Origin of the sequence: Novosphingobium sp. UBA1939, assembly GCF_002336885.1 — a bacterium.
GTDB lineage: Bacteria > Pseudomonadota > Alphaproteobacteria > Sphingomonadales > Sphingomonadaceae > Novosphingobium.
In genome coordinates this window covers 17,228-40,314 of record NZ_DDFB01000051.1, presented here as the reverse complement: position 1 = coordinate 40,314, position 23,087 = coordinate 17,228, and the positions used below count along the sequence as shown (strand labels likewise).

Annotated in this window: 22 protein-coding genes; 15 read left to right on the top strand and 7 right to left on the bottom strand. The window is 65.0% G+C overall.

What is annotated here, in order from left to right; translation table 11 throughout:
* From B3547_RS07920 to B3547_RS07905, 4 genes are read right to left on the bottom strand one after another with little or no spacing between them, the layout of a single operon-like run.
* Positions 1-1,905, bottom strand: a complete 1,905-nt coding sequence (locus B3547_RS07920; RefSeq protein WP_292961863.1) for a sialate O-acetylesterase — start codon at positions 1,903-1,905, stop codon at positions 1-3.
* Positions 1,902-2,798: an SMP-30/gluconolactonase/LRE family protein gene (locus B3547_RS07915; protein WP_292961861.1), complete on the bottom strand. Its 897-nt coding sequence runs from the start codon at positions 2,796-2,798 to the stop codon at positions 1,902-1,904. The genes B3547_RS07920 and B3547_RS07915 overlap by 4 nt, the downstream gene beginning before the upstream one ends.
* Positions 2,789-3,571 (bottom strand): SDR family NAD(P)-dependent oxidoreductase, encoded by a 783-nt coding sequence (locus B3547_RS07910; RefSeq protein WP_124811358.1) that lies wholly within the window; start codon positions 3,569-3,571, stop codon positions 2,789-2,791. The genes B3547_RS07915 and B3547_RS07910 overlap by 10 nt, the downstream gene beginning before the upstream one ends.
* Positions 3,572-3,624: 53 nt before the next feature.
* Positions 3,625-4,749, bottom strand: a complete 1,125-nt coding sequence (locus B3547_RS07905; protein ID WP_292961858.1) for a fumarylacetoacetate hydrolase family protein — start codon at positions 4,747-4,749, stop codon at positions 3,625-3,627.
* Positions 4,750-4,995: 246 nt separating this feature from the next.
* Between B3547_RS07905 and B3547_RS07900 the strand changes: the two genes are divergently transcribed.
* Positions 4,996-5,976 (top strand): alpha/beta hydrolase, encoded by a 981-nt coding sequence (locus B3547_RS07900; RefSeq protein WP_124811356.1) that lies wholly within the window; start codon positions 4,996-4,998, stop codon positions 5,974-5,976.
* A gap of 27 nt (positions 5,977-6,003) precedes the next feature.
* Here the strand turns inward: B3547_RS07900 and B3547_RS07895 are convergent, their stop codons facing one another.
* The 3 genes from B3547_RS07895 to B3547_RS07885 all read right to left on the bottom strand — a co-directional run bounded on the left by B3547_RS07895 (position 6,004) and on the right by B3547_RS07885 (position 10,423).
* Positions 6,004-7,806, bottom strand: coding sequence for a putative bifunctional diguanylate cyclase/phosphodiesterase (locus B3547_RS07895; protein WP_292961856.1), 1,803 nt, complete (start codon positions 7,804-7,806; stop codon positions 6,004-6,006).
* Between the two features lie 69 nt (positions 7,807-7,875).
* Complete coding sequence (locus tag B3547_RS07890) at positions 7,876-9,378, bottom strand: globin-coupled sensor protein (RefSeq protein WP_292961854.1); 1,503 nt, start codon at positions 9,376-9,378, stop codon at positions 7,876-7,878.
* Between the two features lie 37 nt (positions 9,379-9,415).
* On the bottom strand, positions 9,416-10,423 hold the full coding sequence (locus tag B3547_RS07885; RefSeq protein ID WP_292961852.1) for a chemotaxis protein CheB: 1,008 nt from the start codon (positions 10,421-10,423) through the stop codon (positions 9,416-9,418).
* Positions 10,424-10,665: 242 nt separating this feature from the next.
* Here B3547_RS07885 and B3547_RS07880 point away from each other — a divergent pair, with 242 nt between their 5' ends.
* The 14 genes from B3547_RS07880 (at position 10,666) to B3547_RS07815 (ending at position 22,806) form a co-directional block, all read left to right on the top strand.
* The gene (locus B3547_RS07880) at positions 10,666-12,075 is read left to right on the top strand and encodes a methyl-accepting chemotaxis protein (RefSeq protein ID WP_292961849.1); all 1,410 of its coding nucleotides are present in this window, start codon (positions 10,666-10,668) and stop codon (positions 12,073-12,075) included.
* A gap of 33 nt (positions 12,076-12,108) precedes the next feature.
* Complete coding sequence (locus B3547_RS07875) at positions 12,109-12,369, top strand: STAS domain-containing protein (protein WP_292961846.1); 261 nt, start codon at positions 12,109-12,111, stop codon at positions 12,367-12,369.
* Entirely contained in the window at positions 12,366-14,489 is a 2,124-nt protein-coding gene (locus tag B3547_RS07870; protein ID WP_292961844.1) for a chemotaxis protein CheA, read from the top strand. The genes B3547_RS07875 and B3547_RS07870 overlap by 4 nt, the downstream gene beginning before the upstream one ends.
* Positions 14,486-15,358: a CheR family methyltransferase gene (locus B3547_RS07865; RefSeq protein ID WP_292961842.1), complete on the top strand. Its 873-nt coding sequence runs from the start codon at positions 14,486-14,488 to the stop codon at positions 15,356-15,358. The genes B3547_RS07870 and B3547_RS07865 overlap by 4 nt, the downstream gene beginning before the upstream one ends.
* A complete protein-coding gene (cheB, locus tag B3547_RS07860; protein ID WP_292961840.1) occupies positions 15,355-16,386 on the top strand; it encodes a chemotaxis-specific protein-glutamate methyltransferase CheB in 1,032 nt (343 codons plus the stop codon). Before B3547_RS07865 ends, cheB begins: the two co-directional genes overlap by 4 nt.
* A gap of 2 nt (positions 16,387-16,388) precedes the next feature.
* Positions 16,389-16,943, top strand: coding sequence for a chemotaxis protein CheD (locus B3547_RS07855; protein WP_371431877.1), 555 nt, complete (start codon positions 16,389-16,391; stop codon positions 16,941-16,943).
* Between the two features lie 15 nt (positions 16,944-16,958).
* Positions 16,959-17,330 (top strand): response regulator, encoded by a 372-nt coding sequence (locus B3547_RS07850; protein WP_125953214.1) that lies wholly within the window; start codon positions 16,959-16,961, stop codon positions 17,328-17,330.
* A 19-nt stretch (positions 17,331-17,349) separates the two neighbouring features.
* Positions 17,350-17,796 carry a chemotaxis protein CheW gene (locus tag B3547_RS07845; RefSeq protein ID WP_125953213.1) on the top strand — a complete coding sequence of 149 codons (447 nt, stop codon included), beginning with the start codon at positions 17,350-17,352 and terminating at the stop codon, positions 17,794-17,796.
* A complete protein-coding gene (locus tag B3547_RS07840; protein WP_125953212.1) occupies positions 17,793-18,068 on the top strand; it encodes a hypothetical protein in 276 nt (91 codons plus the stop codon). Before B3547_RS07845 ends, B3547_RS07840 begins: the two co-directional genes overlap by 4 nt.
* 136 nt (positions 18,069-18,204) lie before the next feature.
* Positions 18,205-18,972: a PilZ domain-containing protein gene (locus tag B3547_RS07835; RefSeq protein WP_292961834.1), complete on the top strand. Its 768-nt coding sequence runs from the start codon at positions 18,205-18,207 to the stop codon at positions 18,970-18,972.
* Positions 18,973-18,983: 11 nt separating this feature from the next.
* Positions 18,984-19,193: a hypothetical protein gene (locus B3547_RS07830; protein WP_292961832.1), complete on the top strand. Its 210-nt coding sequence runs from the start codon at positions 18,984-18,986 to the stop codon at positions 19,191-19,193.
* Between the two features lie 241 nt (positions 19,194-19,434).
* Positions 19,435-20,031 carry a response regulator transcription factor gene (locus B3547_RS07825; RefSeq protein ID WP_292961831.1) on the top strand — a complete coding sequence of 199 codons (597 nt, stop codon included), beginning with the start codon at positions 19,435-19,437 and terminating at the stop codon, positions 20,029-20,031.
* Positions 20,032-20,257: 226 nt separating this feature from the next.
* Positions 20,258-22,267 carry a TonB-dependent receptor plug domain-containing protein gene (locus B3547_RS07820; RefSeq protein WP_292961830.1) on the top strand — a complete coding sequence of 670 codons (2,010 nt, stop codon included), beginning with the start codon at positions 20,258-20,260 and terminating at the stop codon, positions 22,265-22,267.
* Positions 22,268-22,530: 263 nt separating this feature from the next.
* Positions 22,531-22,806 (top strand): helix-turn-helix domain-containing protein, encoded by a 276-nt coding sequence (locus B3547_RS07815; RefSeq protein WP_292961829.1) that lies wholly within the window; start codon positions 22,531-22,533, stop codon positions 22,804-22,806.
* Positions 22,807-23,087 lie beyond the last annotated feature (281 nt).

The following is a 23,087-nucleotide window of genomic DNA, read 5'->3' as shown; positions in this document are numbered from 1 at the left end:
TCACTCGCCCACCACGTCGAGTTCGAACCCCGGCACTGGCAGCCCGCGCGCGTCGAACAGGTTGACCATCGGGCTGTCGGCCCAGCCATAGCGCACCTTGGCCGCCGGCCCGCCGTCCCCGGCGATCACCACCGCATCGCCATCGACCCGCGCCGGCGCGAAACGGCAGGCTCCGCCCGCGTCGCACAGTTCGAAGCCGATCGCCTGCGCCGAACTCAGCGCATGGAGCCCGCCTTCGATGCCGCCGAACGTCACCCGCACGGCATTGCCTTCGCGCCGCGCCGCCAGCGGCATCGGCACGGGCTTGCCCAGCGCCCCCAACGCCAGCCGCTGGCCCACCAGCAGCTTGTTGGCAGGATGGATGTCGGTCGGCTCGCCAATGTCGATCGCGCTGGCCAACGCGGCGTTGCCATCCTCTGCCACGATGCGCCGCTGCACATCGCGCGTCCGCGCCCAGTCGGATGATACCGGCTTGTCCGCCATCGGGCCGTAATTCGCCAGTTGCACGATGCCGACCTTGAGCGCCGGCCCGAAGCGCGCGCGCCAGCCCGCGATCAGCGCCTTCATCCGCCGCGCATAGTCGGGCGTGTCGACATCGCTTTCGCCCTGATACCAGGCCGCGCCGTCCATGGCGAAATGGCCGAGCGGGGCGATCATGCGGTTGTGCATCAGCCCGATGCCCGCGTTCGCATCCCATGGCGGACGCGGCGGATAGCGGCGCACGGGCGCGATCGTATAGCGCCAACCGGTTGCCAGCGGCATGCGCTGGCCGTCACCCGCCACCAGCGCCAGCCGGTCCGCAGGGCTCGCGAATCCGCCATCGGCATAGGTGTTGGTCACGGCGACCATGACCTCGTTCACCCCCGCGCGCAGGAACGCCGGCGGCAGCTTGTAGGCACGTTCCTCGTCCCAGCCGAAGGTGTTGCCCACCGCGTGGCCGTTGACGAAGGTCATGTCCATGTCATCGAGCACGCCGAGCATCAGCGTCGCCCCGGCCCGCGCCTGATCCGCCGTCAGCGTGACCTGCCGCCGCAGCCAGACCGTGCCGGTCGCCTTGGTGGCCAGTGGCGTGCCAGTCCACGCCAGCCAGCCGCGGATCGCCGGCACGGGCTGCCATGACAGATCGTCGGGCCGGGTCCACGGCGCGCCGCCGCCGGTCTCGCCCGCATACCACGCCTGCCAGCGCGGTGCGAATTGTATCACGGCGGCCAGCCGGTCTTTCGCGAACAGGCCCAGCAGTGCCATGTCGCTGGCCCCGCCGATCGCGGCGCCGGCCTGCGGATCGAGCCACGGAGTCACTTTCGATCCGCCCCAGCTGGCGTGAATCGCGCCGATCGGCACGCCACGCGCCCGGCGCAATTCGCGCGCCATGAAATAGCACACCGCCGAGAAGTCCGCGGTCGAGTCCGGACCGGCTACAGCCCAGCGCGTCGGCTTCCCGAACGCGCGCTCGGGCAGATACGCCATCGCCTTGGGCACCTGCAACAGACGCAGGCCGGGGTCCCCCGACCGTGCCACTTCCATCCCCCCGTTCAGCGCGTGCGCCAGCGGGAACTCCATGTTCGACTGGCCGGAGCAGAGCCACACATCGCCCACCGCCAGATCGGAGACGCGCAGGCTCTGCCCGCCCGACGTCACCGCCAGGTCGACCGGATCGGCCGAGGCCGGCCGCGCGGCAAAGCGCAAGGTGAAATCGCCGGCGGCGTCCGCTTTGCCCTCGGCGCGTTCGGTGCCCAGCGTGGCGGACACCACAGCGTTCGGCGCGGCCCGCCCTTCCACCAGCACCGGCCGGTCCCGCTGTATCACGGCATGGTCGCTCCACACCGCGCCCAGATCGAGCGCGGGCGCCGCCAATGCGGGAGCAGCAAAGCCAAGCGCCAGCCCCGTGAACGCCAGCCGTATCACGCGGGGAAGTCCGCCAGCGCCGGCGCCACGCCCGGCACATCGACATCGAAGGCGAAAAGATCGCCCGCCAGCGGCTGTGCCGCTAGCGCCGCCGCGTCCAGCCCCTTGCGTGCGGTGGTGACGAAGGCACGCGTCATGTCCGGCCCGCCAAAGGCCAGCTTGGTCACGTTGGCGGCCGGCACCTCAACCTTTTCCAGCAGTTCGCCCTCTGGCGAATAGCGCGCGACGCCCCAGCCGTTCCACAGCCCCGTCCACACGCAGCCCTGCGCATCGCACACCGGCCCGTCAGGGTAAGCGTCCGGAAAATCGCGCGCCACGTCGGCAAAAGCGCGCGCCGGGCCAACGGCACCGTCGGCATCGACATCGGCCACCATGATCGCGCGTGCCAGCGTATCGGTGAAATAGAGCCGGGAATCACCCGGCGCGATCGCCGGGCCATTGGTGATGCACACCCGGTCGGGGCCTTGCGGCACGATCCGGCCGCCCTGCGCGCGATAGAAGCGCCCGCTCGTAGCGGTCTCGTCATCGTCCATCGATCCGAACCACACGCGCCCGCGGCTATCGGTGCAGGCATCGTTGAGCCGGTTGCCGGCAGGTTCGCCCGGCACGTGCGCCACGTGTCGGGAATGGCCGGTCGCGGGATCGAACAGATGCAGCCCGTCCTTCATCCCGGCGAGCAGTTCCCCGCCGCCGGCCGGCAGCACCCAGCCCACCTGCTCGTGCACCGGAAAGCTCTGGTGTCGCCCGTCCGCCGGGTCGAAGCGGTGGATACGACGCTGCTTGATGTCGGTGAACCACAGGCATTGGCGTGCCGCGTCCCACACCGGGCCTTCGCCCAGCGTGCAACCGAGCGTGAGCGCGTGCTCCACCCTTCGGGTCGCGTTCAACGCCATCCTCCATCGACCCAGTATTCGTGGCCCGTGCAGAAGCGCGCGTCATCCGAGGCGAGGAAAAGCGCCATCGCGGCGATGTCCACCGGTTGCAGCCGGCCCTTGAGGCATTGTGCCGCGACGATTTCCGCCTCCCCTTCGGGCGTATACCAGCGCATCTGGCGCTCGGTCTGCACGTTGCCCGGAATGATCGTGTTGACGCGGATGTTATACGGCCCCAGCTCGCGCGCAAGGCTGCGGGTCAGGCCTTCGACGCCGGCCTTGGCGATCTGGTAGAGCGCCAGTTCGTCGAGCCCCAGATGCCACGAGATCGAACCGAGGTTGAGGATCACGCCGCCGCCGCCGGCCTTCATCCCCGGCCATACCGCTTGCGAAGCGAAGAACTTGTGCTTCAGGTTCACCGCCAACCGCTCGTCCCAGTAGGCCGGCGTCACGTCGTCGAGCATGTGGCGGTCATCGCTGGCGGCATTGTTGATCAGCACGTCGCAGCCGCCCAGCACGCCGGCCAGCGCGGTCATCGCGCCGGCCAGCCCATCGCTGTCCGATACGTCCTGTGCGCGGAACACCGGCACATGCTCGGCGTGGCCAAGCCGCTGCACGAGGCGCTCCCCTGCCTCGGGCAGGATGTCGACGAAGCCGACCTGCGCACCCTGCAGCACGAAAGCCTCGACAATGCCCTCGCCTATCCCGCTCGCGCCACCGGTCACGATCACCCGCTTGTCGCGGATGCTGGGGTACTGTGCCGTCAACGCGCGGCTCTCTGTCTGTGCAAGCACCTGCTTTCCCTTGATTTGCGGAGCAGCCCCGGATGCGGTCGACGTCACCGCGTTCACGCCCGGTCCACCAGACCGCGCGCGGCCAGGTTGCGCATGAAGGCGCCGATGCCCATCGCCCACTTGGGCGCATCGCGCGATGTGGTGACGGTGTTGGTCAGCGTGCCCAGCCGTTCGGAACGGATCGTCACGCGATCGCCCACCTTGTGGGTGAACCCCCCGCCGGGTTCGTCGCGGTCCTGCGTCGGGGCGAACAGGGTGCCGCAGAACAGCACGAATCCGTCCGGATAGCTGTGTTCGCTCAGCGTCTGGCGGACCAGCTCGAGCGGATCGCGGCTGATCTCGGTCATGCGGTTGGTGCCTTCCATGCGGAAGTTGTCCTGCCCTTCCACCACCAGTTCCACATCGGCGCGGCGCACGTCGTCGATGCCGAAGCCCGCGTCGAACAGGCGAATGAACGGGCCGATGGAGCAGGACGCGGTGTTGTCCTTCGCCTTCGACAGCAGCAGTGCCGAACGGCCTTCGAAATCGCGCAGGTTCACGTCGTTGCCCAGCGTGGCGCCAACGGCCTTGCCGGCCGGATCGACCACCAGCACGACCTCGGGCTCCGGGTTGTTCCAGCTCGAATCCGAACGCACCCCGATCGGCGCGCCGTGGCCCACGGTCGACAGCACGGGCGATTTGGAAAACACTTCCGCGTCCGGCCCGATCGCCACTTCGAGATACTGCGACCACATGCCTTGCGCGATCAGCGCCTGCTTCAGCGCCATCGCCTCTTCGCTGCCCGGCACCACCGCGCGGATGCCCGCGCCGATCGTGGCCTCCAGCCCGATGCGGATTTCGGCCGCCGCGCCCGCGTCGCCCCGCGCGCGTTCTTCGATCACACGTTCGATAGCGCTAACGGCAAAGGTCACACCACAGGCCTTCACGCATTGGATGTCGATCGGCGAAAGCAGTTCCCAGCCTTCGGGCAAGCCGTCCTCGATGGCGCCCAGGTCCTTGCCCCCATCGGGCACGCCCCGCGCCAGCGCACCGGAAACCGTGCTCGCAATCTCGGTGATGTCACGGATTCTGCCGCTTGCAAGGACGAGCACATGCGGCCCATCGGGCGCTTGCGCACGACCGATGAAGGCCCCGTCCGTAAAGTCGTGCGGAAGACAAGCCGTAAGGCTCATACCCATCAATGCATCCCTTGTTTCTCTAATTGATAGCGCTACCTTACGAGGCCACACCGCCAATATCAAGTGCGGACGGACGCGCATTCGTTTTCAACGTACCCTCCGCATGGCTGTAGCGGCTTCGGGCCGCGCAAGCGCCGGGGCATGCGGCTGGCCCCTTGCCCCGACGCAATGGTATCGCTACCACATGAGGCAACGGCGCGCCCGCCGATCCCCGAAAACAGGGTGCGCATCTTCAGGAGAGATGTCATGAAGCATGGATGCAAGGCCAAATCCCGCGCAACCCGGCACTTTCCGGCGCGTCTTGCCGTCACGAGCCTCGCGGCGGCGCTGGCCATGGCGACACCGCTCCGGGCTCAGAACGACGCTATGACGCCGATCCCCACACCGGCCCAGCCTGGTGCGATCGAACTCGGCACCGGCCCCTTGCCCGGCGCACGCAACCCCGAGACGTGGCATGCGCAGTATGGTAGCCGCTTCGCCCGCAATGTGACGATCGCGACGCTCACCCCGTACCTGCCCGATCCCGCCAAGGCCAGCGGGACGGCCGTGATCGTGGCGCCGGGCGGCGGCTTTCTCACGCTCTCCATGGAGAACGAAGGCTCCGACGTGGCAAAGGCGCTTGCCGCCAGGGGCATCGCCGCTTTCGTGCTGAAGTACCGGCTCAACCAGACCCCGGCGACGATGGCCGAGTTCGACAAGTCCATGCGCGCCATGTTCGCGGGGGTGGCCCGCGCTTCGCAGTCTCCGGCACAATCCCAGCCGACCCCGCAAGAGCGGATGGCGGGGCTTGCGCCGCAAATTGCCGATTCGCGCGCCGCTTTCGCGCTGATCCGCCAGCGTGCCGGCGAATGGCATATCGATCCCAACCGTGTCGGCATGGTCGGCTTTTCCGCCGGCGCGATGCTGACGCTGGCTACCGAATTGTCCGGACAGGATGCCCGGCCCGCCTTCCTCGGCCTTGTCTATGGCCCGCTTGCCCCTGTCACCGTGCCGGCCGATGCGCCACCGATGTTCGTGGCCATTGCCGCAGACGACCCCTTCTTCGCCAACAATGGCTTTGGCCTCGTGGAAAGCTGGCGCGCGGCCCGGCGTCCGGTCGAATTCCACCTCTACGAACAGGGCGGGCACGGATTCGGCATGTACCCCAAGACAACGACCAGCACCGGCTGGTTCGATGCGTTCGTGCGCTGGATGGACATGCACGGCTGGGTCAAGGCCGCGCGCTGAACCGGCGGAACAGGGTGAAAACAGCGGTCACACTTCGATGTCACCGATGAACCGCTCGATCATGGTGTTGTCCATCGCCGGAGCGACCAGATAGCCCTGGATGCTGTCGCAGTGCAGCCGTTGCAGGATGTCGGCTTGCGCCAGGGTTTCCACGCCTTCGGCAGTCACCTTCTTGCCCAGCCGATGGGCCAGTTCGATCACGCTGGTCACAATCGCACAGTCGGATGGCTTGGTTTCCACGGAATCGATGAAGCTCTTGTCGATCTTGACGGTGTCCACGGGAATATCGCGCAGATGCCGCAAGGATGCGAACCCGGTGCCGAAATCATCGAAGGCCGTTCCCACGCCTGCGTCATGCAAGCGGCTGATTTGCAGGATCGCCTCGTTCTGCTGGCTTCCAAGGAGCGTATCCTCGTTGATTTCCACGCAGATGTCCCGTCGGTCGATCATGCCGCTTTCGACAGCTTCGATGATCAGGTCGACATAGTCGGATGATCTGAAATCCGCGATCGTTGCATTGATCGAAATGGAGCGAAACGGCACCGCCGCATCGCGCCATGCGCGGATCTGCCGGATCACCGTGCGCAGGACGAACATGTCGGCCCTGGCGGCGAGGCTCTCCTCGATCAAGGCGTCCGCGAAAGCCGCAGCCGAAATCAGGCCATCGCGCGGATGCTGCCAGCGCAGCAGGGCTTCCATCGCGATCGGCGAACGACCTTCACTCTCGATGATCGGCTGATAGAACACACGTAGCTGACCAGTGTGCAGCGCGGTCTCGAAATCGGCCCGTATGCGCGCGCGCTGCAGCACCGCCTGGCGCATCTCGCTGTCGAACAGGGCGCTACGCGCCCGTCCGTTCGATTTCACGGAATAGAGCGCGATATCCGCACATTTCAGCAATTCGTTTTGGTCCCAGCCATCACGGGGGAAAATGGCGATGCCGATACTGGCGCAGATTGTCCGATCGCTACCCTTCACATGGACCGGCGGAGTTATGGCTCGCAACAGGGTGTCGGCACGTTCCATGGCCATCTTCGGATCACCGCAGTCGTGCATGATGATCGCGAATTCGTCTCCGCCGATGCGGGCGATGCAATCGCCATTCCTGATCGCCGCGCGACAACGGTCGCCCACGGCGCGCAGCACGCTATCGCCGGCGGCGTGGCCCAGGCTGTCGTTGATATCCTTGAAATTATCGAGATCGAGCATGGCGATCGCAAACGGAGCTATGCGTTCAAGGCCCTGGTGGATGCAGTCCTTGATTTCATTCATGAACCAAAGCCGGTTGGGCAACCCCGTCAGCGGATCGAAGTTGGCAAGATGCCACAGTCGATCCTCGGCCATCTTCTGGCGGGTGATGTCGAAACGGATCGCGATGTACCGTTCGATTTCACCATCGGCCCCCCGATACGGCACGATCGTGGTATCAACCCAGTAAAGCCCGCCGTTCTTGGCCCGGTTGCAGATTTCGCCATGCCAGATGCCGCCCTGGCTGATCGTGTGGTACAACTGGTGGAAGAAGGCGCGATCATGGCGGCCGGATTTCAAGACGCGATGGTTCTGGCCGATCAGTTCATCGCGCGAATAGCCGGACAGGTCACAGAACTTCCGGTTTACCGAAACGATCGTCCCCTTGCGGTCCGTCACCGCAACCACCGCCGCTTCGTCCAGCGCATGCTGGTAGAAGCGGCTGCGCATGCCGACTTGCGATGGCGTGTCGGGATCACGGAGGGGCGAGGCCGCGCCGTCGGAGACGTTTTTCGGCGCGGCCTCGCCGGGCAGTCCGTCACTGCCCGGGAAGTCGAAATGGCTGATGGAATATTCGCGCATGGCTAGGCGTCTTTCGGCTGTGGCGGTTCCGGCCAGCGAAACCGCGCAGTCCCGGGCAGATGCACGGCGTCATGGGCCGGCTGCCGCTTCAGAATTCCGACCAGTCCTCGGCCGTNNGGCCGCCGGTGTCTTGCGCCGGTCCTTGGCTTTGGCAATGGGCACGACCGCGGCGCCTGATACGTTGAAGCGCGAAACCAGCGTGGCCAGTTGTTCGGCTTCTCCGGCCAGACTGCGCGACGCGGCGTTCGATTGTTCCACCATTGCCGCGTTGTGCTGCGTCATCTGGTCCATTTCACGAACCGCATCGTTAACCTGCTGCAGGTTCAGCGCCTGGGCCTGCGCGAGATCGGCAATGCCCGTCGCCAGCGATTTGATCTCGCCAACGCGCGCCGCGATCGAACCGAACGCCTCGCCCGACTGCCCCACCAGCTTGACCCCGCGTTCGACCTGTTCAACGCTGCCGTTGATCAGGTGCTTGATATTGCTGGCGGCGTCGGCGGAGCGCTGGGCCAGCGCCCGCACTTCGTTGGCCACCACCGCAAACCCCTTGCCGGCATCGCCCGCCCGGGCCGCTTCGACGCCCGCGTTGAGCGCAAGCAGGTTGGTCTGGAAGGCGATTCCATCGATCACGTCGATGATCTTGCTGATCTCGGTGGCCGTGCGATGGATTCCGTCCATCGCGCCCACGGCCTCCTTGACCACGTTGCGTCCCTGCACGGCCTCGTGATCGGCTTCCGCCACAGAACCGGTCATGTGAACGGCGCCATCGGCCGCTTCGCGCACGCCGGTGGTCAGCTCCTGCATCGCGGCGGCTGTTTCCTCAAGCGAGGCAGCCTGCCGTTCGGTGCGGTTGGCAAGGTCGTCCGAAGCCTGGCGGATTTCGGCAGCGCCGGTGTTGATCGTCGATGCCGCCTCGGCAACCGACGCCAGCGCGCCGCCGATTTCGAGACGCATCGTTTCGAAATCGGCTTCAATCTGGCGATAGTTTTCGGGCAGTCCTTCGAGCTTGGTGGAAAAACGCCCGTTGGCGACTTCCGCCAGCGCGTGTCCCAGTTGTTCGATCACGGCAAGGCGGGATTTCTCCTCGGCCTTGAAATAGGCGGACAGCGCGATTTCCATGTCGAGCAAAGCCAGCTTGACCAGCGTGGCTACCTGCCGGCCGGCGGCCTTGTTGCCGAACAGGCCCGAGCCCTTGTCGCAGATGGTGGTGATGATGGCCGAAAGGACGCGGGCATAGCCGCCGATGTACCAGGTCGGCTCCAGCCCGATGCGGGCGTGGACCGTACCGATCTGTTCCGCCTTGGCGATGTAGCTGCCATCCACCCGGCCCGAGAACAACGCCGCCCAATGCGCGATCTGCTTGCCCTTGGCGTGGTCCATCGCCTGCCGCGACGAAAAGAAGGCCGCCGTCTTGGGAGTCGCTCCGACCTTGTCGTAGAAGCGATCGAGCGCGGCGGGGGCATGACGGGCCAGCGCTTCGGCAATCTTGGCGAAATTGCCATAATCGGCATCGTCGATACCGAAGAAATCGACGCGCTCGTTCACGAATTCGTTTACGTTGATATTGCTCATGAGTGGTCCTTCGCGATCGGTTGAGACGTTTGCAGGTCTATTTTTCTGTGCAGGCCTTGATGGCTTCGGCGCCTATCTGGTCGGCTGGCAGTTCGTGCGTGGCCGCGTTCAGGTTGATCGCCGCGGTGGGGGCCTCGGGCACGATGGCGTTGCCTCGTTCCTGCGCGAACGTTTCGGCGCCCGCGTTGCGCATCAGCAAAAGGCCCTTGGCCCCGTCCTGCCCCAGGCCGGACAGCATGATGCCGATGGCCGGCACGCCTGCGCGGGCGATCGTTCCGAACAGAAGGTCGGCCGACGGGCGAACCCCGTTGGCCGGCTCTCTCGCCAGAAGGCGCAACTGCGCCGGTTCGCCCGCTTCCAGCACGACGTGGAAATCCGGATCGGAAGCGATGTAGATGCCGCCCTGGAGCAGCGGCGTACCGTCTTTTGCGGGCGTTACGGTGCAGGCCAGTTCGGTGTTCAGCCGCTGGATGAACGCATTGGCCACTTCGGGTTCCGCTTGCAAAACCACTACCGTCGGCGGGCAATTGGGCGGATAAGCGGCAAACAGATCCGTCAGGGCCTCGAACCCGCCCATCGATGCGTTGATGGCGATCAGCGTGCCGTTCCAGTGGAACTGCTCCTTGTGCCAGCGATTCACGTGATGGGGCCGTTTTTGGCGCACGTTGCTGTTGGCGGCCGCCAGCACGATCTTGCCAAGCTTGCTGACGTTCTTGGCGAACTGTTCAGGGCTGACTTTCAAAGGCTTCGGAAAGCATTCCACCGCGCCCAGCTCATAGGCCCGCAGCGTCGTCACGGCACCGCTTTGCGTCAGGCTGGAAAGCATGACGACCGGCATGGGATTGCTGTCCATGATCTCTTCGAGAAACTCGATCCCGCTCATGCCCGGCATTTCCACGTCGAGCGTCAGGACGTTGGGACGCAGCAGCTCGATCTGTTCGCGCGCTTCGTTGACGTTAGCGGCGGTTCCCACGACCCGGACGTTGCGGGACTGTTCCAGCAGATCGGAAAAGAGGGCGCGCATCGCTGCGGAGTCGTCGACCACGAGAACCCTTGCGTCATGCATGGCATAAGTCTTTCATTTCAACGTATTGGTGGATTCGTCAGCCGCTAGGGCACGGGTCCCTTCTAACCATAAAAAGCAAGCAAACCGCTGCCGCCTGATCGTAGATTTACGATCCCCGAACAGGGCCTTGCGTTCATTACGTAGGGATAAACCCTGCACCACACCGCAAGTCCCGCGCGTCCAGATGGCGCTGTCGGGATGGGGCTGGTGCAGGAGGTCCGATGTTAGACTGGTTTGTCAAAGACGCGCCGATCCGCACGAAATTCGCCGTTCTGATCTCTATTCAGGCGGCGCTTTCCGGCGCTGGCGTGATTCTGGTGCTCGCCGCCGGCGGCAGCGCCCCGGTGATGGCGGCCGCGCTGGCCCTTGCGGTGACGGCGGTGGCGATCCTGGCATACGCGCGCGGCGCGATCTGCACGCCCTATGTCCAGACCGTGCAACGCATGGAGGCGCTGGCTGCGGGCGATGTCGATGCGCCGGTCCGCTTCACCGAATACCGCGATTGCGTTGGCCGGATGACCAAGGCGATGGCGATCTTTCGCAACAATGCACTGGAACTGCGCAAAGGCCGCGCCGCCGAGGAGCGCGAAATCATCAACAGCCTCAGCGACGGCTTGGGGCACCTTGCGGCCAATAATCTGGAATTCCGTCTCGAGAAGCCCTTCCCCGGCGCGTACGATGCCGTCCGGCGGGATTTCAACGCGGCGGCCGAAGCCCTTGCCACCGCGCTCCAGTCGGTGCGGGCCGCGGCCGCCGGGGTGCTGGTCGGAGCATCGGAAATCCGGGCCGCGTCGGACGATCTTGCCCAGCGCAACGAACGCCAGGCGGCCAGCCTCGAAGAAACGGCGGTGGCCATGAACCAGATCACCGGCAAGATGGTGTCGACGGCGGAACGCGCCGGCGAAGTGCAGCAGACCATCGGGGCCGCGCATCGCGAAGCCAGCGAAGGCGGCGAGGTGGTGACGCGGGCGACCGAGGCGATGTCCGCGATCGAGTCGTCCGCGCGCGAAATCAGCCAGATCATCAACGTGATCGACGGCATCGCTTTCCAGACCAACCTGCTCGCGCTGAACGCAGGGGTTGAAGCGGCGCGCGCAGGCGATGCCGGAAAGGGCTTCGCCGTGGTGGCGAACGAAGTGCGGGCGCTGGCCCAGCGCTCCGCCAACGCCGCGCGCGACATCAAGGAACTGATCACCCAGAGTTCGCGGCAGGTTGCCGATGGCGTGATGCTGGTGGGTGAAGCCGGCGGCCTGCTTGAAAGGATCGTCGGGGGTGTCGGTGAGATCTCGGCGCTGGTTACGGAGATTGCCGATACCGCGCACGAGCAGGCGCAGAATCTGCGCCACGTCAACACATCGGTGGGCGAGATGGATCGCATGACGCAGCAGAACGCGGCGATGGTCGAACAGGCCACGGCCGCGGCGCGCAGTCTCGCCAGCGAAGCGCATGAACTGACCGCGCTGGTGGACCGGTTCCGCATGGGCGAAAGCGAAGACCGTCCCGCCTATCGCCCGGCGGCGGGATCCAGGCCCGCAATCCCGTCGATACCCAGGGTGCAAGGCAATCTTGCTCTCGCTTCCGAACCGGCGGCCGCTGTCGCCGACCAGGCAGACGACTGGTCCGAATTCTGAGCCGCGCCAGCCCGCAAAGGACCCCGTTTCATCATGCAGACATTTCCGCTTCCCCCCCGCTGCGATCGCGCGACTGTAGAGGCTTTGCTGCCCGATCTTGTCGCGGCGGTCGGCACAGGTCCGCTGACGATCGACGCCGCGCAGGTGACGCACGTCAGCCAGGCCCTGCTGCAGCTTGTCATCAGCGCGCGCAAGACCAGCGACACCGTTCGCATCATGCCGTCGCAAGCCCTGTCCGAAATCGCGCGCATGGCGGGACTCGCCGCTATCCTGAACGAAAGTGAACCGGCATGACGAACGAGGAACTTCAGCAGATATTCTTCGTCGAATGCGAAGAATCGCTGGCGGCCGCCGAAGCCGGGCTTGCCGCGTGCCAGGCGGGGACGCACGACGCCGAGACCGTCAACGCGATCTTTCGCGCGGTGCATTCGATCAAGGGCGGCGCCGGCGCTTTCGGGTTTGCCGCGCTGCAGGCCTATACGCACACGTTCGAAACGCTGCTTTCGGATGTGCGCGAAGGGATGGTCGACCTGACGCCGGGTCTGGTTGATCTGCTCCTTCGCGCTCTGGATGTGCTCAGCGATCATGTCGCGGCGGTGCGCGAGGGCGCGCCGGATGTCGACGATGCCGCGGTCGTTGCGGAGCTGGCCGCCGCGCAGGGTGGCGGTGGCGCGACGCCGGCAAAGGAGGCGGTGGCCGTGGCCGTCGATGAATGCGGACCGGCCGCCTCGGCAGACGATGCAGAGCTGGATTTCGACCTTGATTCGCTGCTGGACGACCTTGTGGGGGTGGATGAGGCGGCAACCGCGGAAGCGGGTGAAGCGGCCGAGGGCTGGCTGTTGCATGTGCGTCCGCATGCCGGAGCCATGCTCAACGGCGGCGAACCTCTTCTGCTGCTGCGCGAAGTCGCAAGCCTCGGCGGGGAGTGCATCCTGTGCGACACGGCGAACGTCCCGCCACTCGACCTGCTTGTCCCCGGGCAGGGATACCTTGGCTGGACGTTCCGCATGCCCGCGCATGTCGATGAGGCAGAGGCGCGTGACATCTTCGATTTCGTGGGAGACGATTGTTCGATCGCGATCGGTAACGATGCGGCCATTCCGGCGCCGCGTATCGAAAGCGCTTTGCCGGCGGTGAGCGTGAAGCAGGCTGCCGAATCCCGATCGCAGCCGGCCGACAGCGCCCCGGCGGCCGCTGCCGCAGATACGGCCGCCGCGGCGTCTCCGGCGGCTGTCGCAGGGCAGACCATCCGCATCGACCTGGCCAAGCTCGACCGGCTGATCGATTCCGTGGGCGAACTGGTGATCGCGCAGGCGATGGTGGCGCAGCGCATGGCGAACCAGGGAATTTCCGCCAGCGAGGAGTTGACCCTGCTCGATTCCCTGACGCGCGACATCCAGGAAAGCGCCATGTCGATCCGCGCGCAGCCGATCGGCACGGTCTTCAGCCGCGTGCCCCGGATATTGCGCGAACTGGCGGCGTCCACGGGCAAGCATGTCCGTCTGTCGCTGTCGGGCGAAGCGACCGAGCTCGACAAGACCGTGATCGAACGGCTGGGCGAACCCTTGACCCACCTGATCCGCAACGCGGTCGATCACGGTATCGAAAGCGCAGAGGAGCGGCTTGCCGCCGGCAAGGAGGCCGATGGCACGCTGACCTTGTCGGCCGAGCATCGGTCGGGCCGCATTCTGATCCGGATCGCCGATGACGGACGCGGTATCGATCGCGAACGCGTGCTGGCCAAGGCCGTGGCGCAAGGGCTGGTCTCGGCCGACGCGCAGCTTTCGCCGGAAGAGATCGACAACCTGATTTTCGCGCCCGGCTTTTCGACCGCCGCCAGCGTCACCAGCGTTTCCGGGCGGGGCGTCGGCATGGATGTGGTGCGTCAGAACGTGAAGGATCTCGGCGGTCGCGTGACGATCGAATCCCATTTCGGCAAAGGCACCACGTTCACGCTCACGCTGCCTCTGACGCTGGCCATCGCCGATGGCATGGTCGTCGGGGTTGGTGACGAGACCATGGTCGTGCCGCTGGCCCATATCGTCGAATGCCTGCGGCCGGAACCGGGCGATCTGCAAGCGATGGGCGGTCGCCACATGATCAACCTGCGCGGACGCTACATCCCGGTTCTGCCGGTGGGCGAGACGATCGGAATCGGCGGGTCCGCGCCGGACGGCGAACGGGGTGTCCTGGTCGTGGTCGATACCGAAGCGGCGGGCAAGGCGGCGCTGCTGGTCGACCACATTCACGATCAGCGCCAGTTCGTCATCAAGAGCCTGGATACGCACTTTCACCAGGTCGAAGGCGTCGCCGGCGCGACGATCCTTGGCGACGGACAGGTTGCGCTGATCCTTGATGTCGATGGCCTTGCGGCCGGCGCGATGAACATCCTTTCCGAAAGGCAGGCAGCATGAGCGCCGCGCACGCCGGTTTTGCCGAACCACTGCCCGGTATCAGCCCGGCCATCTATTCGGTGGTCGACTTCCGGGCGCTGTCCGATATCGCCTATGCCCATGCCGGCATCATACTGCCGGAAGGCAAGGCCATGCTGGTCTATTCGCGGCTCGCGCCGCTGGTGCGCGAAACAGGATGCGGCAGTTTCGGAAACTACGTTGCACGGTTGCGCACCGATGCGGCGGAAGAAGCCCGCGCGGTGGCCGCGCTGACCACCAACCACACGTTCTTCTACCGTGAACCGCACCATTTCGCGCATTTTGCCGAACAGGTCAGGCCGGCGCTCGTCGCATCGCTGGAGGCGGGGCGCGGCGCAAGGCTGTGGTCGGCGGGCTGTTCGAGCGGCGAGGAAACGTGGTCGCTGGCCATGACCCTGCTGGGCAGCGAGCCACTTGCCGGACGAAGGCTGGCCGGGCGCGATCTGAAGATGCTGGCAACGGATCTTGCCCCGCATGTCCTGCGGCAAGCCGAAGCGGCGACCTATCCGGCCAAGGATCTGGAACCGGTACCCCAGGAACTGCGCCGGTGCTGGACGCAGGAAGCCGACGGGATGGCGACCTTCAGCGACCTGACGCGCGCGCTGGTGCGCTTTCGCATCCTCAATTTGCTGGGGCCTTGGCCCATGCGGCACCCGTTCGACGTCATCTTTTGCCGGAACGTGATGATCTACTTCGATGCAGAGACGAAGGAGCAGCTCGTGGCACGGTTTGCCGATGCTCTTGCTCCGGGGGGCTACCTTTACATCGGGCACAGCGAGCGCGTGACCGGACCGGCGGCGCGCATCCTGCGGCCGGTAGGCCCCACTATTTACCGAAAGGCCGCGGCATGACCATTCGTGTCCTGGTAATCGATGATTCCGCCACGATGCGGGCCCTGCTGCTGTCCCGATTGTCGGGCGAAGCGGGGATCGAGGTGGTCGGCGCCGCCGCCAACGCTGTCGAGGGGCGCAACCTGATAAAGCGCCTGAATCCCGATGTGGTAACGCTGGACATCGAGATGCCCGGGATGAACGGGCTCGATTTCCTGGAAAAGATCATGACCCTGCGGCCCACGCCAGTCATCATCGTGTCCGGGGCGACCACCAAGGGCGCCGAGGTTACCGCCCGGGCGCTCATGCTCGGGGCTGTCGCCTGCTGTTCGAAAGCGGACATCACGGTGGACCGGACCGGTGGCGATGCTCTGCCCGATCTGATCCACGAGGCCGCGCAGGTCAGATTCAGCGGGGCCCGGCAAGCGCGGGATGGCGGGGCGATGGCAAGCCGGGAGGTCGCCCGCGGTGGTACGGCACGACCGGCCCTGATCGCGATCGGCGCATCGACCGGTGGCATAGAGGCCCTGCAGACGCTGCTTCGCGGCTTTCCGGCCGATTGCCCTCCCACCGCAATCGTGCAGCACGTCAACGCCCGGTTCGTGCCGGCGATCGCCAATTCGCTGAACGCCATCTGTGATGCGGAGGTGGTGGTGGCTGAACCGGACATGCCGATGCATCCGGGCCGTGTCTACATCGCGCCGGGCGATCATCGCCACATGCGCATTGGCGGAACGGCCACGCCATGCATCAAGTTGCGGACCGGAGATCCGGTTGCGGGGCACCTGCCCAGCGTGGATGTGCTGTTGCAATCGGCCGCGCAGACCGTGGGTGCGCGCGCTGCCGGCGCCGTGCTGACGGGCATGGGCTGCGACGGCGCGCAAGGCCTTCTGGCGATGGCACGGGCCGGCGCGAAAACCATCGCGCAGGACGAGGCGACGTCCATCGTGTTCGGGATGCCGCGTGCGGCGATCTCGCTTGGCGCGGCGCGTGTCGTGGCGCCGATCGAGCGCATCGCCGATCACCTGCTTGCGGGAGGCGCGGCATGACCATGCACCATGCTCCCTTCCCCCCGATGCAGGAGATGCGGCGGGTAACGATCCTGCAGGGCGATGCGCGCGCAACCAGCGATCCGCGTGACGAATTCAGCACCGTCCTGGGCAGTTGCGTTGCCGCCTGCCTCTTTGACCCTCTGGCCGGGGTCGGGGGCATGAACCACTTCCTGCTGGCCGAGCCGCCCAGCGCGCACGGTGGCGGCAGGATCGACGTGCATTACGGCACCTATCTGATGGAAATGCTGATCAACGAGATGCTGGCGCAGGGCGCCTGCAAGGCGGATTTGCGCGCGCACCTTTACGGCGGAGCCAACCTGCGAACCGGGATGAAAGCCATCGGCACGGCGAACGCGGATTTCGCGCGCAACTTTCTGGAACGCGAACGGATCGTGCTGCAGCACGCAGACCTTGGCGGCTCCAACGCCCGCCGCGTCGATTTTCGTCCGGTGCGGGGACAGGTCCGCTGCCGCCATGTGGTGAACAGCCTTGCCCCGCACGAAGTGCCTGAAACCAGACCGCGCCGCGCCAACGGCGATGTCGAACTCTTCTGAAAGTGAGTCCCGCCCATGAACAAACAGACCCGCGTTCTGACTGTAGATGACAGCGCCAGCATGCGCGCGTTGCTGAACCACGCGCTGAGCAGCCACGGCTTCAGCGTCGTTCAGGCCGAAGACGGCCAGGCCGCGCTCGAATGGCTGGCCGCCAACGAGGCCGACGTCGTCATTACCGACATCAACATGCCGCGCCTTGACGGCTTCGGGCTGATCGAGCGCCTGCGCGCCGGGAGCCGGCATCGCGATCGGCCGATCCTGGTGCTGACCACCGAAAGTTCGGACCAGAAGAAGGCGCGCGCCCGCGATGCCGGCGCCACCGGCTGGATCGTGAAACCGTTCGACGCCGAAAAGCTGGTGGCCGCCGTGCGGCGTGTTGCGCATTGATGGACAGAAGGAGCGAGCCATGCATCGCGAACTGATTACTTTCGAAGTGGCCGGACAGATCTTCGGCATAGACATCATGGCGATCCGCGAAATCCGCGCCTGGACGCCGGCCGCCCGGCTGCCGCGCGTGCCGGACTATGTCGCGGGTGTGGTGAATCTGCGCGGAAGCGTGCTGCCGGTAATCGATCTGAGCGCGCGCCTGGGCTGGCAGGTTACCGACGCCTCCCCGCGCCACGCGATCATCGTCACGCAGGTGCGCGGCCAGGCGCGCGGGCTGATCGTGGATTCGGTGAGCGATATCGTGACCGTGCCGTCCGATGCGATGCAGCCGCCGCCGGCGGTATCGCTGGAGGCGATCGTACCATTTCTCGAAGGGCTTGCGACGGTTGGCGACCGGATGGTGATGGTGCTTAACCTTGAGGCCATTCTTGAGGATGCGCCGGAAGAGTTGGGGTGTGCGGCATGAACGGAGCATCGGGACATGCGCATGTCCGCGTCGCGGCGGACGTGCTGCTGGAGCTGAGCGAGGATGTGGAAGCGCTGGGAACACGCTTGTGCGCCGACGCGAACGTCATCGCCAACCACCTGCGCGAACTGCAGGCGATCGATCTGATCGGCCAGCAGTTGCGCGCCCTGTCCGGCCTGCTGGGCGATGCCGTCACCCCCGGGGGCACCCGCTTCATGATCGATATCGATATGTTGGCGAGTCGTTTCGAAGGGCCAGCAATTAACCAGTGAATTTCATAACGATCTCAAAAATAGACAGGGATTTTATAAGAAAAATCAACCTCATCGATGATTAATATTTCAACGTTTTTCCATTTCATTTAACCGCAAGGTGCGATTACGAATTCATTTCTTGCTTGGCGTATCCTTGCGGCGTGATGAACCGGAGAGGTGTTCCATGCCGACCGCAATCGACTTTCTGAAACCCGCCGAGTTGCAGCCCGGGACGATGACCGACGGGCCGCTGGGGCGAAGGGCATCGCAACGGTCCCATTCGGTGCTGCTGGTGGCAAGGCTCATTGGTGGCGATGCCGATGACATGTGCCTTGTGCGGGACGTATCATCGTCCGGTGCCCAGATCCGGACGCAGCAGGCGCTGCGCGTGGACGATCGGGTTGTGCTGGAATTCGGCGGCAGCCTGTCGGTGGACGCCACGGTGCGCTGGGTGCGGCCCGGGACGGCTGGCGTGCAGTTCGATTGCTGCATCGACGTGGAAAACGTCCTGTCCGCAACGACGCCGAAGGATGCGCGCCGATCCACCCCGCGCATCCAGCGGTGCGCGCGCGTGCTGCTTTCGACCGCGGCGCTGGAAGTGGAAGCCAGTCTGATCGATATCACGCCGGGCGGTGGCGGCGTCACTCTGAAGACGCCACGCACATTCCCGCATGGCACGCAGATCATGGTGTCCATCAAGAACTTCCTGCAACGCCCGGCCGAAGTCCGCTGGCAGGTGAACGGGCGCCTGGGCTTTCAGTTCTACGAACGGATTCAGCTAAGCAAGCTCGATGGCTGGCTGGTGAATTCGGTGGAACTTTGTAGGGCATGCCCCAATCAGCGCAGTTGCCATACCGCAAATCGCCGTGACCCCCACGCCTCCGGGCCCATGTTCTCGCAAGGCCGCAGGCACGCGGGCTAGTTCGGCGAGCCGTGCGCCGGATCACCCTCGTCCAGGATCATCAGCCTTTCACCGGTGGTCGAAAGGAAAAGACCGCCAGCGTCATCGCGCATCACCTCTGTGCCATCGCTCAGAAAAAGGCATGTCTGCGAATCTGCGCCTTGTCGCGCAGCGTCGGACGCCCGGGTTTCAACAACCTCCGCTACCTTGCCATCGACCCGTATTACTTTGAAAACGCGTAATTTTATCCACAAGGGCAATACCCTTATCCTGTGTGTAGAAGAGCATAGCACAGGTGGTGGCGCTTGTTTTGATCTGAATCATTGACCGGATGACGCGAATCGCGCCGGACTTTGATTTTAAAGAAAACATTTACAAAACAAACAGATCCATGACGGATGTTATTGTTGATAACGATCAAAGACTTCGCCGAAATGGACGATATTTTCAGGCACGTTGGGGGTTCGTAGGATTACTGTCACAATGCAGAAAATCTATGTTGTGGACGACAGGGAGGGGTGCCGCGCGCAGATGTGCAGTCATCTGTTCTCGCGCGGATTTCATGCCGAACCTTTCGATTCCGTCGATGAAGCGGTCCGGATGGCTCATGATGACGCCGTGTTCCTGGTCCATGATCGCAACGACATGATCGCCGACGCCGCGCTGAAGATAGCGATAAAGGGGCAACGGTTGCCGATCGTTGCCTATTGTCGCGACATGGACGCCCAGCGCATCATTACGGCGGCGCTCAACGGCGCAAAATCCTACCTTGTCTGGCCTTTTACGGACGCCGAGTTCACCGGTGCGGTGGACGACGCAATCGCCCGGGTGAATTGGAATCACGCGGGTGATTCCATTGCGCAATACAAGGTGGGTTTGTTGTCCGATCGGGAAAAGAGCATCGTCCAGGGCGTCGTCGAAGGGCAATCGAGCCGGGAGATTGCGCAGCGGCTTGGGGTTAGCGCACGCACGATCGAGGCCTGTCGCGGCAAGATCATGAAGAAGTTCGGTGCGGGACGCGCATCGGAGATGGTGCGCATTGCCGTAGAAGGCGGTGTTACCCCGGGCGCCCGCGCCTGAACATCGGTGGGTGTGACGTCCGGGTCGCGCAGAAGTTCCCTTCGTTTCGCCTCGCCTCGATCTCGGTTGCGGCCTCCTCCAATGACCAGAACCAAATCGCCTTCAGGCATTCGCCGCATTTTGATATGTTATCTTGTAACATTGCGGCGATCCGGATATGCCCCCGCCCGACCCCACGTTTGCGATCCATGACAGTGAGAATGCGTTTGCTTGAAAGGACGCTGTCATGCGCTACCCCTTCCTCCTCGCCGGCGGCTCGCTGCTGTCCGTGCTGCTGGGGGCCTCTCCCGCCCTCGCCGATGACGCTTCCGCCCCGGCGAGCGGCACGGCCGATCCCGCGATCATCGTAACCGCCACCCCGTTCCGCCACACGCAGGATGAAACGCCTTCGATCCCGGCCAGGGTGGATGCGGACCAGATCCGCCAGGCCGGTGGCGCCAGCATTGCCGACGCGCTGCAGACCGTGCCCGGCGTCTCCGCCTCCGGCTTCGCTTCTGGCGCCTCGCGCCCGATCATCCGGGGCATGGATTCGAACCGCGTGCGCCTGCTGGAAGACGGCACCAGCATTTCCGACGTGTCCGACATCGGCCCGGACCACGGGACGCCGATCGATCCGCTCTCCGCGCGCAGCATCGAAGTGGTGCGCGGCGCGGCCACGCTGCGCTATGGCAGCCAGGCGATCGGCGGCGTGATCAACACGCTGAACAACCGCGTGCCGATGAGCCTTCCCGCCGATCCGCTCAACGCGGAGCTGACGGGCAGCTATGGCAGCGTCAACAACGCGGCGGAAGTCGCGGGGCTGGTCGATGCCAGGGCCGGCAATCTCGCGCTCCACGCCGATGGGTACTACCGGCACACCGATGATTACGACACGCCGCTGGGCCAGCAGGCCAACTCGTTCTTCCATGGCTGGGGCGGATCGGTTGGCGGCTCCTATTTCCTCAAGGACGGCGGCAGCCATGTCGGGCTGGCGGTGACGCACTACGACGCGCAATACGGCATTCCCAGCGACACCACCTATATCGACATGCGCCAGACCAAGGTGATCACGCGCGATGTGTTCGATCTGGGCACCGGCCTGTTCAAGTCGCTCAACATTGACGGCAGCTACGGCGATTACCAGCACCAGGAGAAGAACCCCGACGGTTCGGTGAACACCACGTTCAAGAACAAGGAATACAACATGCGCAGCGAACTGCTGCTCAACCGCCTGGGGCCGATCAGCAACACGGCGCTGGGTTTCGAATACCAGCACCGCAATTTCTCGGCGATCGGGCAGGACAGCTCCTACCTCTCCCCCGCCACGTCGGAAAATTTCGCGGGCTATCTGTTCACCGAGGTCGAACTGGCGAAACGCCTGCATCTCGAAGCCAGCGGCCGCGTGGAAAACGTCCACATCACCGGCACGCCGAACACCGACCAGTTCACCACGCGCAGCTACACGCCGGTCAGCGGCGCGCTGGGCCTGCTGTTCACCGCCACCGACGGCGTGAAGCTGGGGGCCACGTTCTCCAGCACCGGCCGCGCCCCGGCGCTGACCGAACTGTTCGCGCGCGGCGGGCACGACGGGCCACAGACTTACGAGACCGGCGATCCCAACCTCCGGATCGAGCGCGCCAATGCGCTGGAACTGAGCCTGCGCGTCAACAAGGGGCCGTTCCATCTCGACGGCAGCCTCTACAGCACATGGTTCCGCAACTACATCTACGGCGATCTTACGGGGCGGACCTGCGACGATGACGGCAACTGCCTGGTCGGCGACGGCAACGACCTGCGCGAGGTGTTCTATCGCCAGCAGGGGGCGCATTTCCGCGGGGTGGAGGCCGAAGCGACCTACGACCTGCTGAAAAGCGGCAAGGGCGTGCTCACGGCTCGCGTGCTGGGGGACTATACCCGCGCCACGCTGGATGACGGCAACAACGTGCCGCGCATCGCGCCCTACCGAATCGGCGGCGGGGTTGACTGGACCAGCCCCCGGTTCGACGCAGGGATGCTGCTGATCCACTACGGGCGCCAGAACGATTACGGCGCGTTCGACACCCCGACCGACGGATACAACGCCCTCAGCGCGCATGTCACCGCGCGGCCGTTCAAGGCGCATCCTGGCGTCGAGTTCTCGATCGTCGGCCAGAACCTGACCAACGATGTGCAGCGCTACGCCACCGCCTTCAACAAGGACCTGGTGGTCATGCCCGGCCGGTCCGTCCGCCTCGTCGCCCGTATCGCTACGTTCTGACGCGGAGCGCGGGTTGGTCCAACCGACGGTCGACCCGCGCCCTGCCCCCGTCCAAGGCCTGCTTGCGGCCGCGCCAAACGGGTCGCACGCGGCGACTGTGCATATCCGCGCGGCCTTGATGAATCCTGCCATGGCTGGCGCCCGGAAATCGCCACGGACCGACCGTTGAGGTTCGCCCGAGGGGCATGAGCGCGTTTGGCGCGCATGGCTGCCCTCCCCCTTCCCTCTTGGCATTCGTGCACGAGATGATACGATCTCATATTATGAGAACTGGTACGCCGCACATCAGTTCGCTCAAGCGGACATTGGCAACGCTCGACGCCGTGCTGATAGACGGTGTGGGCCGGCCAATTGCGGATATCGCGCGCGATCTCGCCATTCCGCCGGCAACCGCGCACCGGCAGGTCGTAACTCTGGTGGCGGAAGGCTATCTCGCGCGGGGCGCGGGCGGAGGTTATGTCGCCGGCCCGCGTCTGCTGCGATTGCTGCGCCACCTGGACGAAAAGCACGCAGCCGGCGCATCCCCTCCCCTCCCCTGACAATCGTGATTATGGTGGCGCTTGCCGGACGGGCATTCTCCGGAATCTATTTCAGTATGAAATTTCCGGCGGCGTTAGATAGGGTTAAACGCCTTTAGAAGAGTTAAAGCTGCAGAGCAGCCTTCCGACTCGTTGTTTCCGCGCGAGTCGCGTGATGCGCGCGTTCCCGATGTGCCGCTAATCCGTTCCCGAAGGAACGACATTACGTTCTCGAAGGATCGTGCTTGCGTTCCCGATGGATCGAAGGCTGCCGAACTCCCGTTCCTGATAGATCGAAGATC

Bases quoted from the DNA above. Each gene is read 5' to 3' on its own strand.
- B3547_RS07870 (WP_292961844.1), top strand. From the start codon at position 12,366: ATGACGAACGAGGAACTTCAGCAGATATTCTTCGTCGAATGCGAAGAA.
- B3547_RS07840 (WP_125953212.1), top strand. From the start codon at position 17,793: ATGAACGGAGCATCGGGACATGCGCATGTCCGCGTCGCGGCGGACGTG.
- B3547_RS07880 (WP_292961849.1), top strand. From the start codon at position 10,666: ATGTTAGACTGGTTTGTCAAAGACGCGCCGATCCGCACGAAATTCGCC.
- B3547_RS07845 (WP_125953213.1), top strand. From the start codon at position 17,350: ATGCATCGCGAACTGATTACTTTCGAAGTGGCCGGACAGATCTTCGGC.
- cheB (WP_292961840.1), top strand. From the start codon at position 15,355: ATGACCATTCGTGTCCTGGTAATCGATGATTCCGCCACGATGCGGGCC.
- B3547_RS07825 (WP_292961831.1), top strand. From the start codon at position 19,435: ATGCAGAAAATCTATGTTGTGGACGACAGGGAGGGGTGCCGCGCGCAG.
- B3547_RS07900 (WP_124811356.1), top strand. From the start codon at position 4,996: ATGAAGCATGGATGCAAGGCCAAATCCCGCGCAACCCGGCACTTTCCG.
- B3547_RS07865 (WP_292961842.1), top strand. From the start codon at position 14,486: ATGAGCGCCGCGCACGCCGGTTTTGCCGAACCACTGCCCGGTATCAGC.
- B3547_RS07820 (WP_292961830.1), top strand. From the start codon at position 20,258: ATGCGCTACCCCTTCCTCCTCGCCGGCGGCTCGCTGCTGTCCGTGCTG.
- B3547_RS07905 (WP_292961858.1), bottom strand. From the start codon at position 4,749: ATGGGTATGAGCCTTACGGCTTGTCTTCCGCACGACTTTACGGACGGG.
- B3547_RS07875 (WP_292961846.1), top strand. From the start codon at position 12,109: ATGCAGACATTTCCGCTTCCCCCCCGCTGCGATCGCGCGACTGTAGAG.
- B3547_RS07850 (WP_125953214.1), top strand. From the start codon at position 16,959: ATGAACAAACAGACCCGCGTTCTGACTGTAGATGACAGCGCCAGCATG.
- B3547_RS07815 (WP_292961829.1), top strand. From the start codon at position 22,531: ATGAGAACTGGTACGCCGCACATCAGTTCGCTCAAGCGGACATTGGCA.
- B3547_RS07915 (WP_292961861.1), bottom strand. From the start codon at position 2,798: ATGGCGTTGAACGCGACCCGAAGGGTGGAGCACGCGCTCACGCTCGGT.
- B3547_RS07855 (WP_371431877.1), top strand. From the start codon at position 16,389: ATGCACCATGCTCCCTTCCCCCCGATGCAGGAGATGCGGCGGGTAACG.
- B3547_RS07895 (WP_292961856.1), bottom strand. From the start codon at position 7,806: ATGCGCGAATATTCCATCAGCCATTTCGACTTCCCGGGCAGTGACGGA.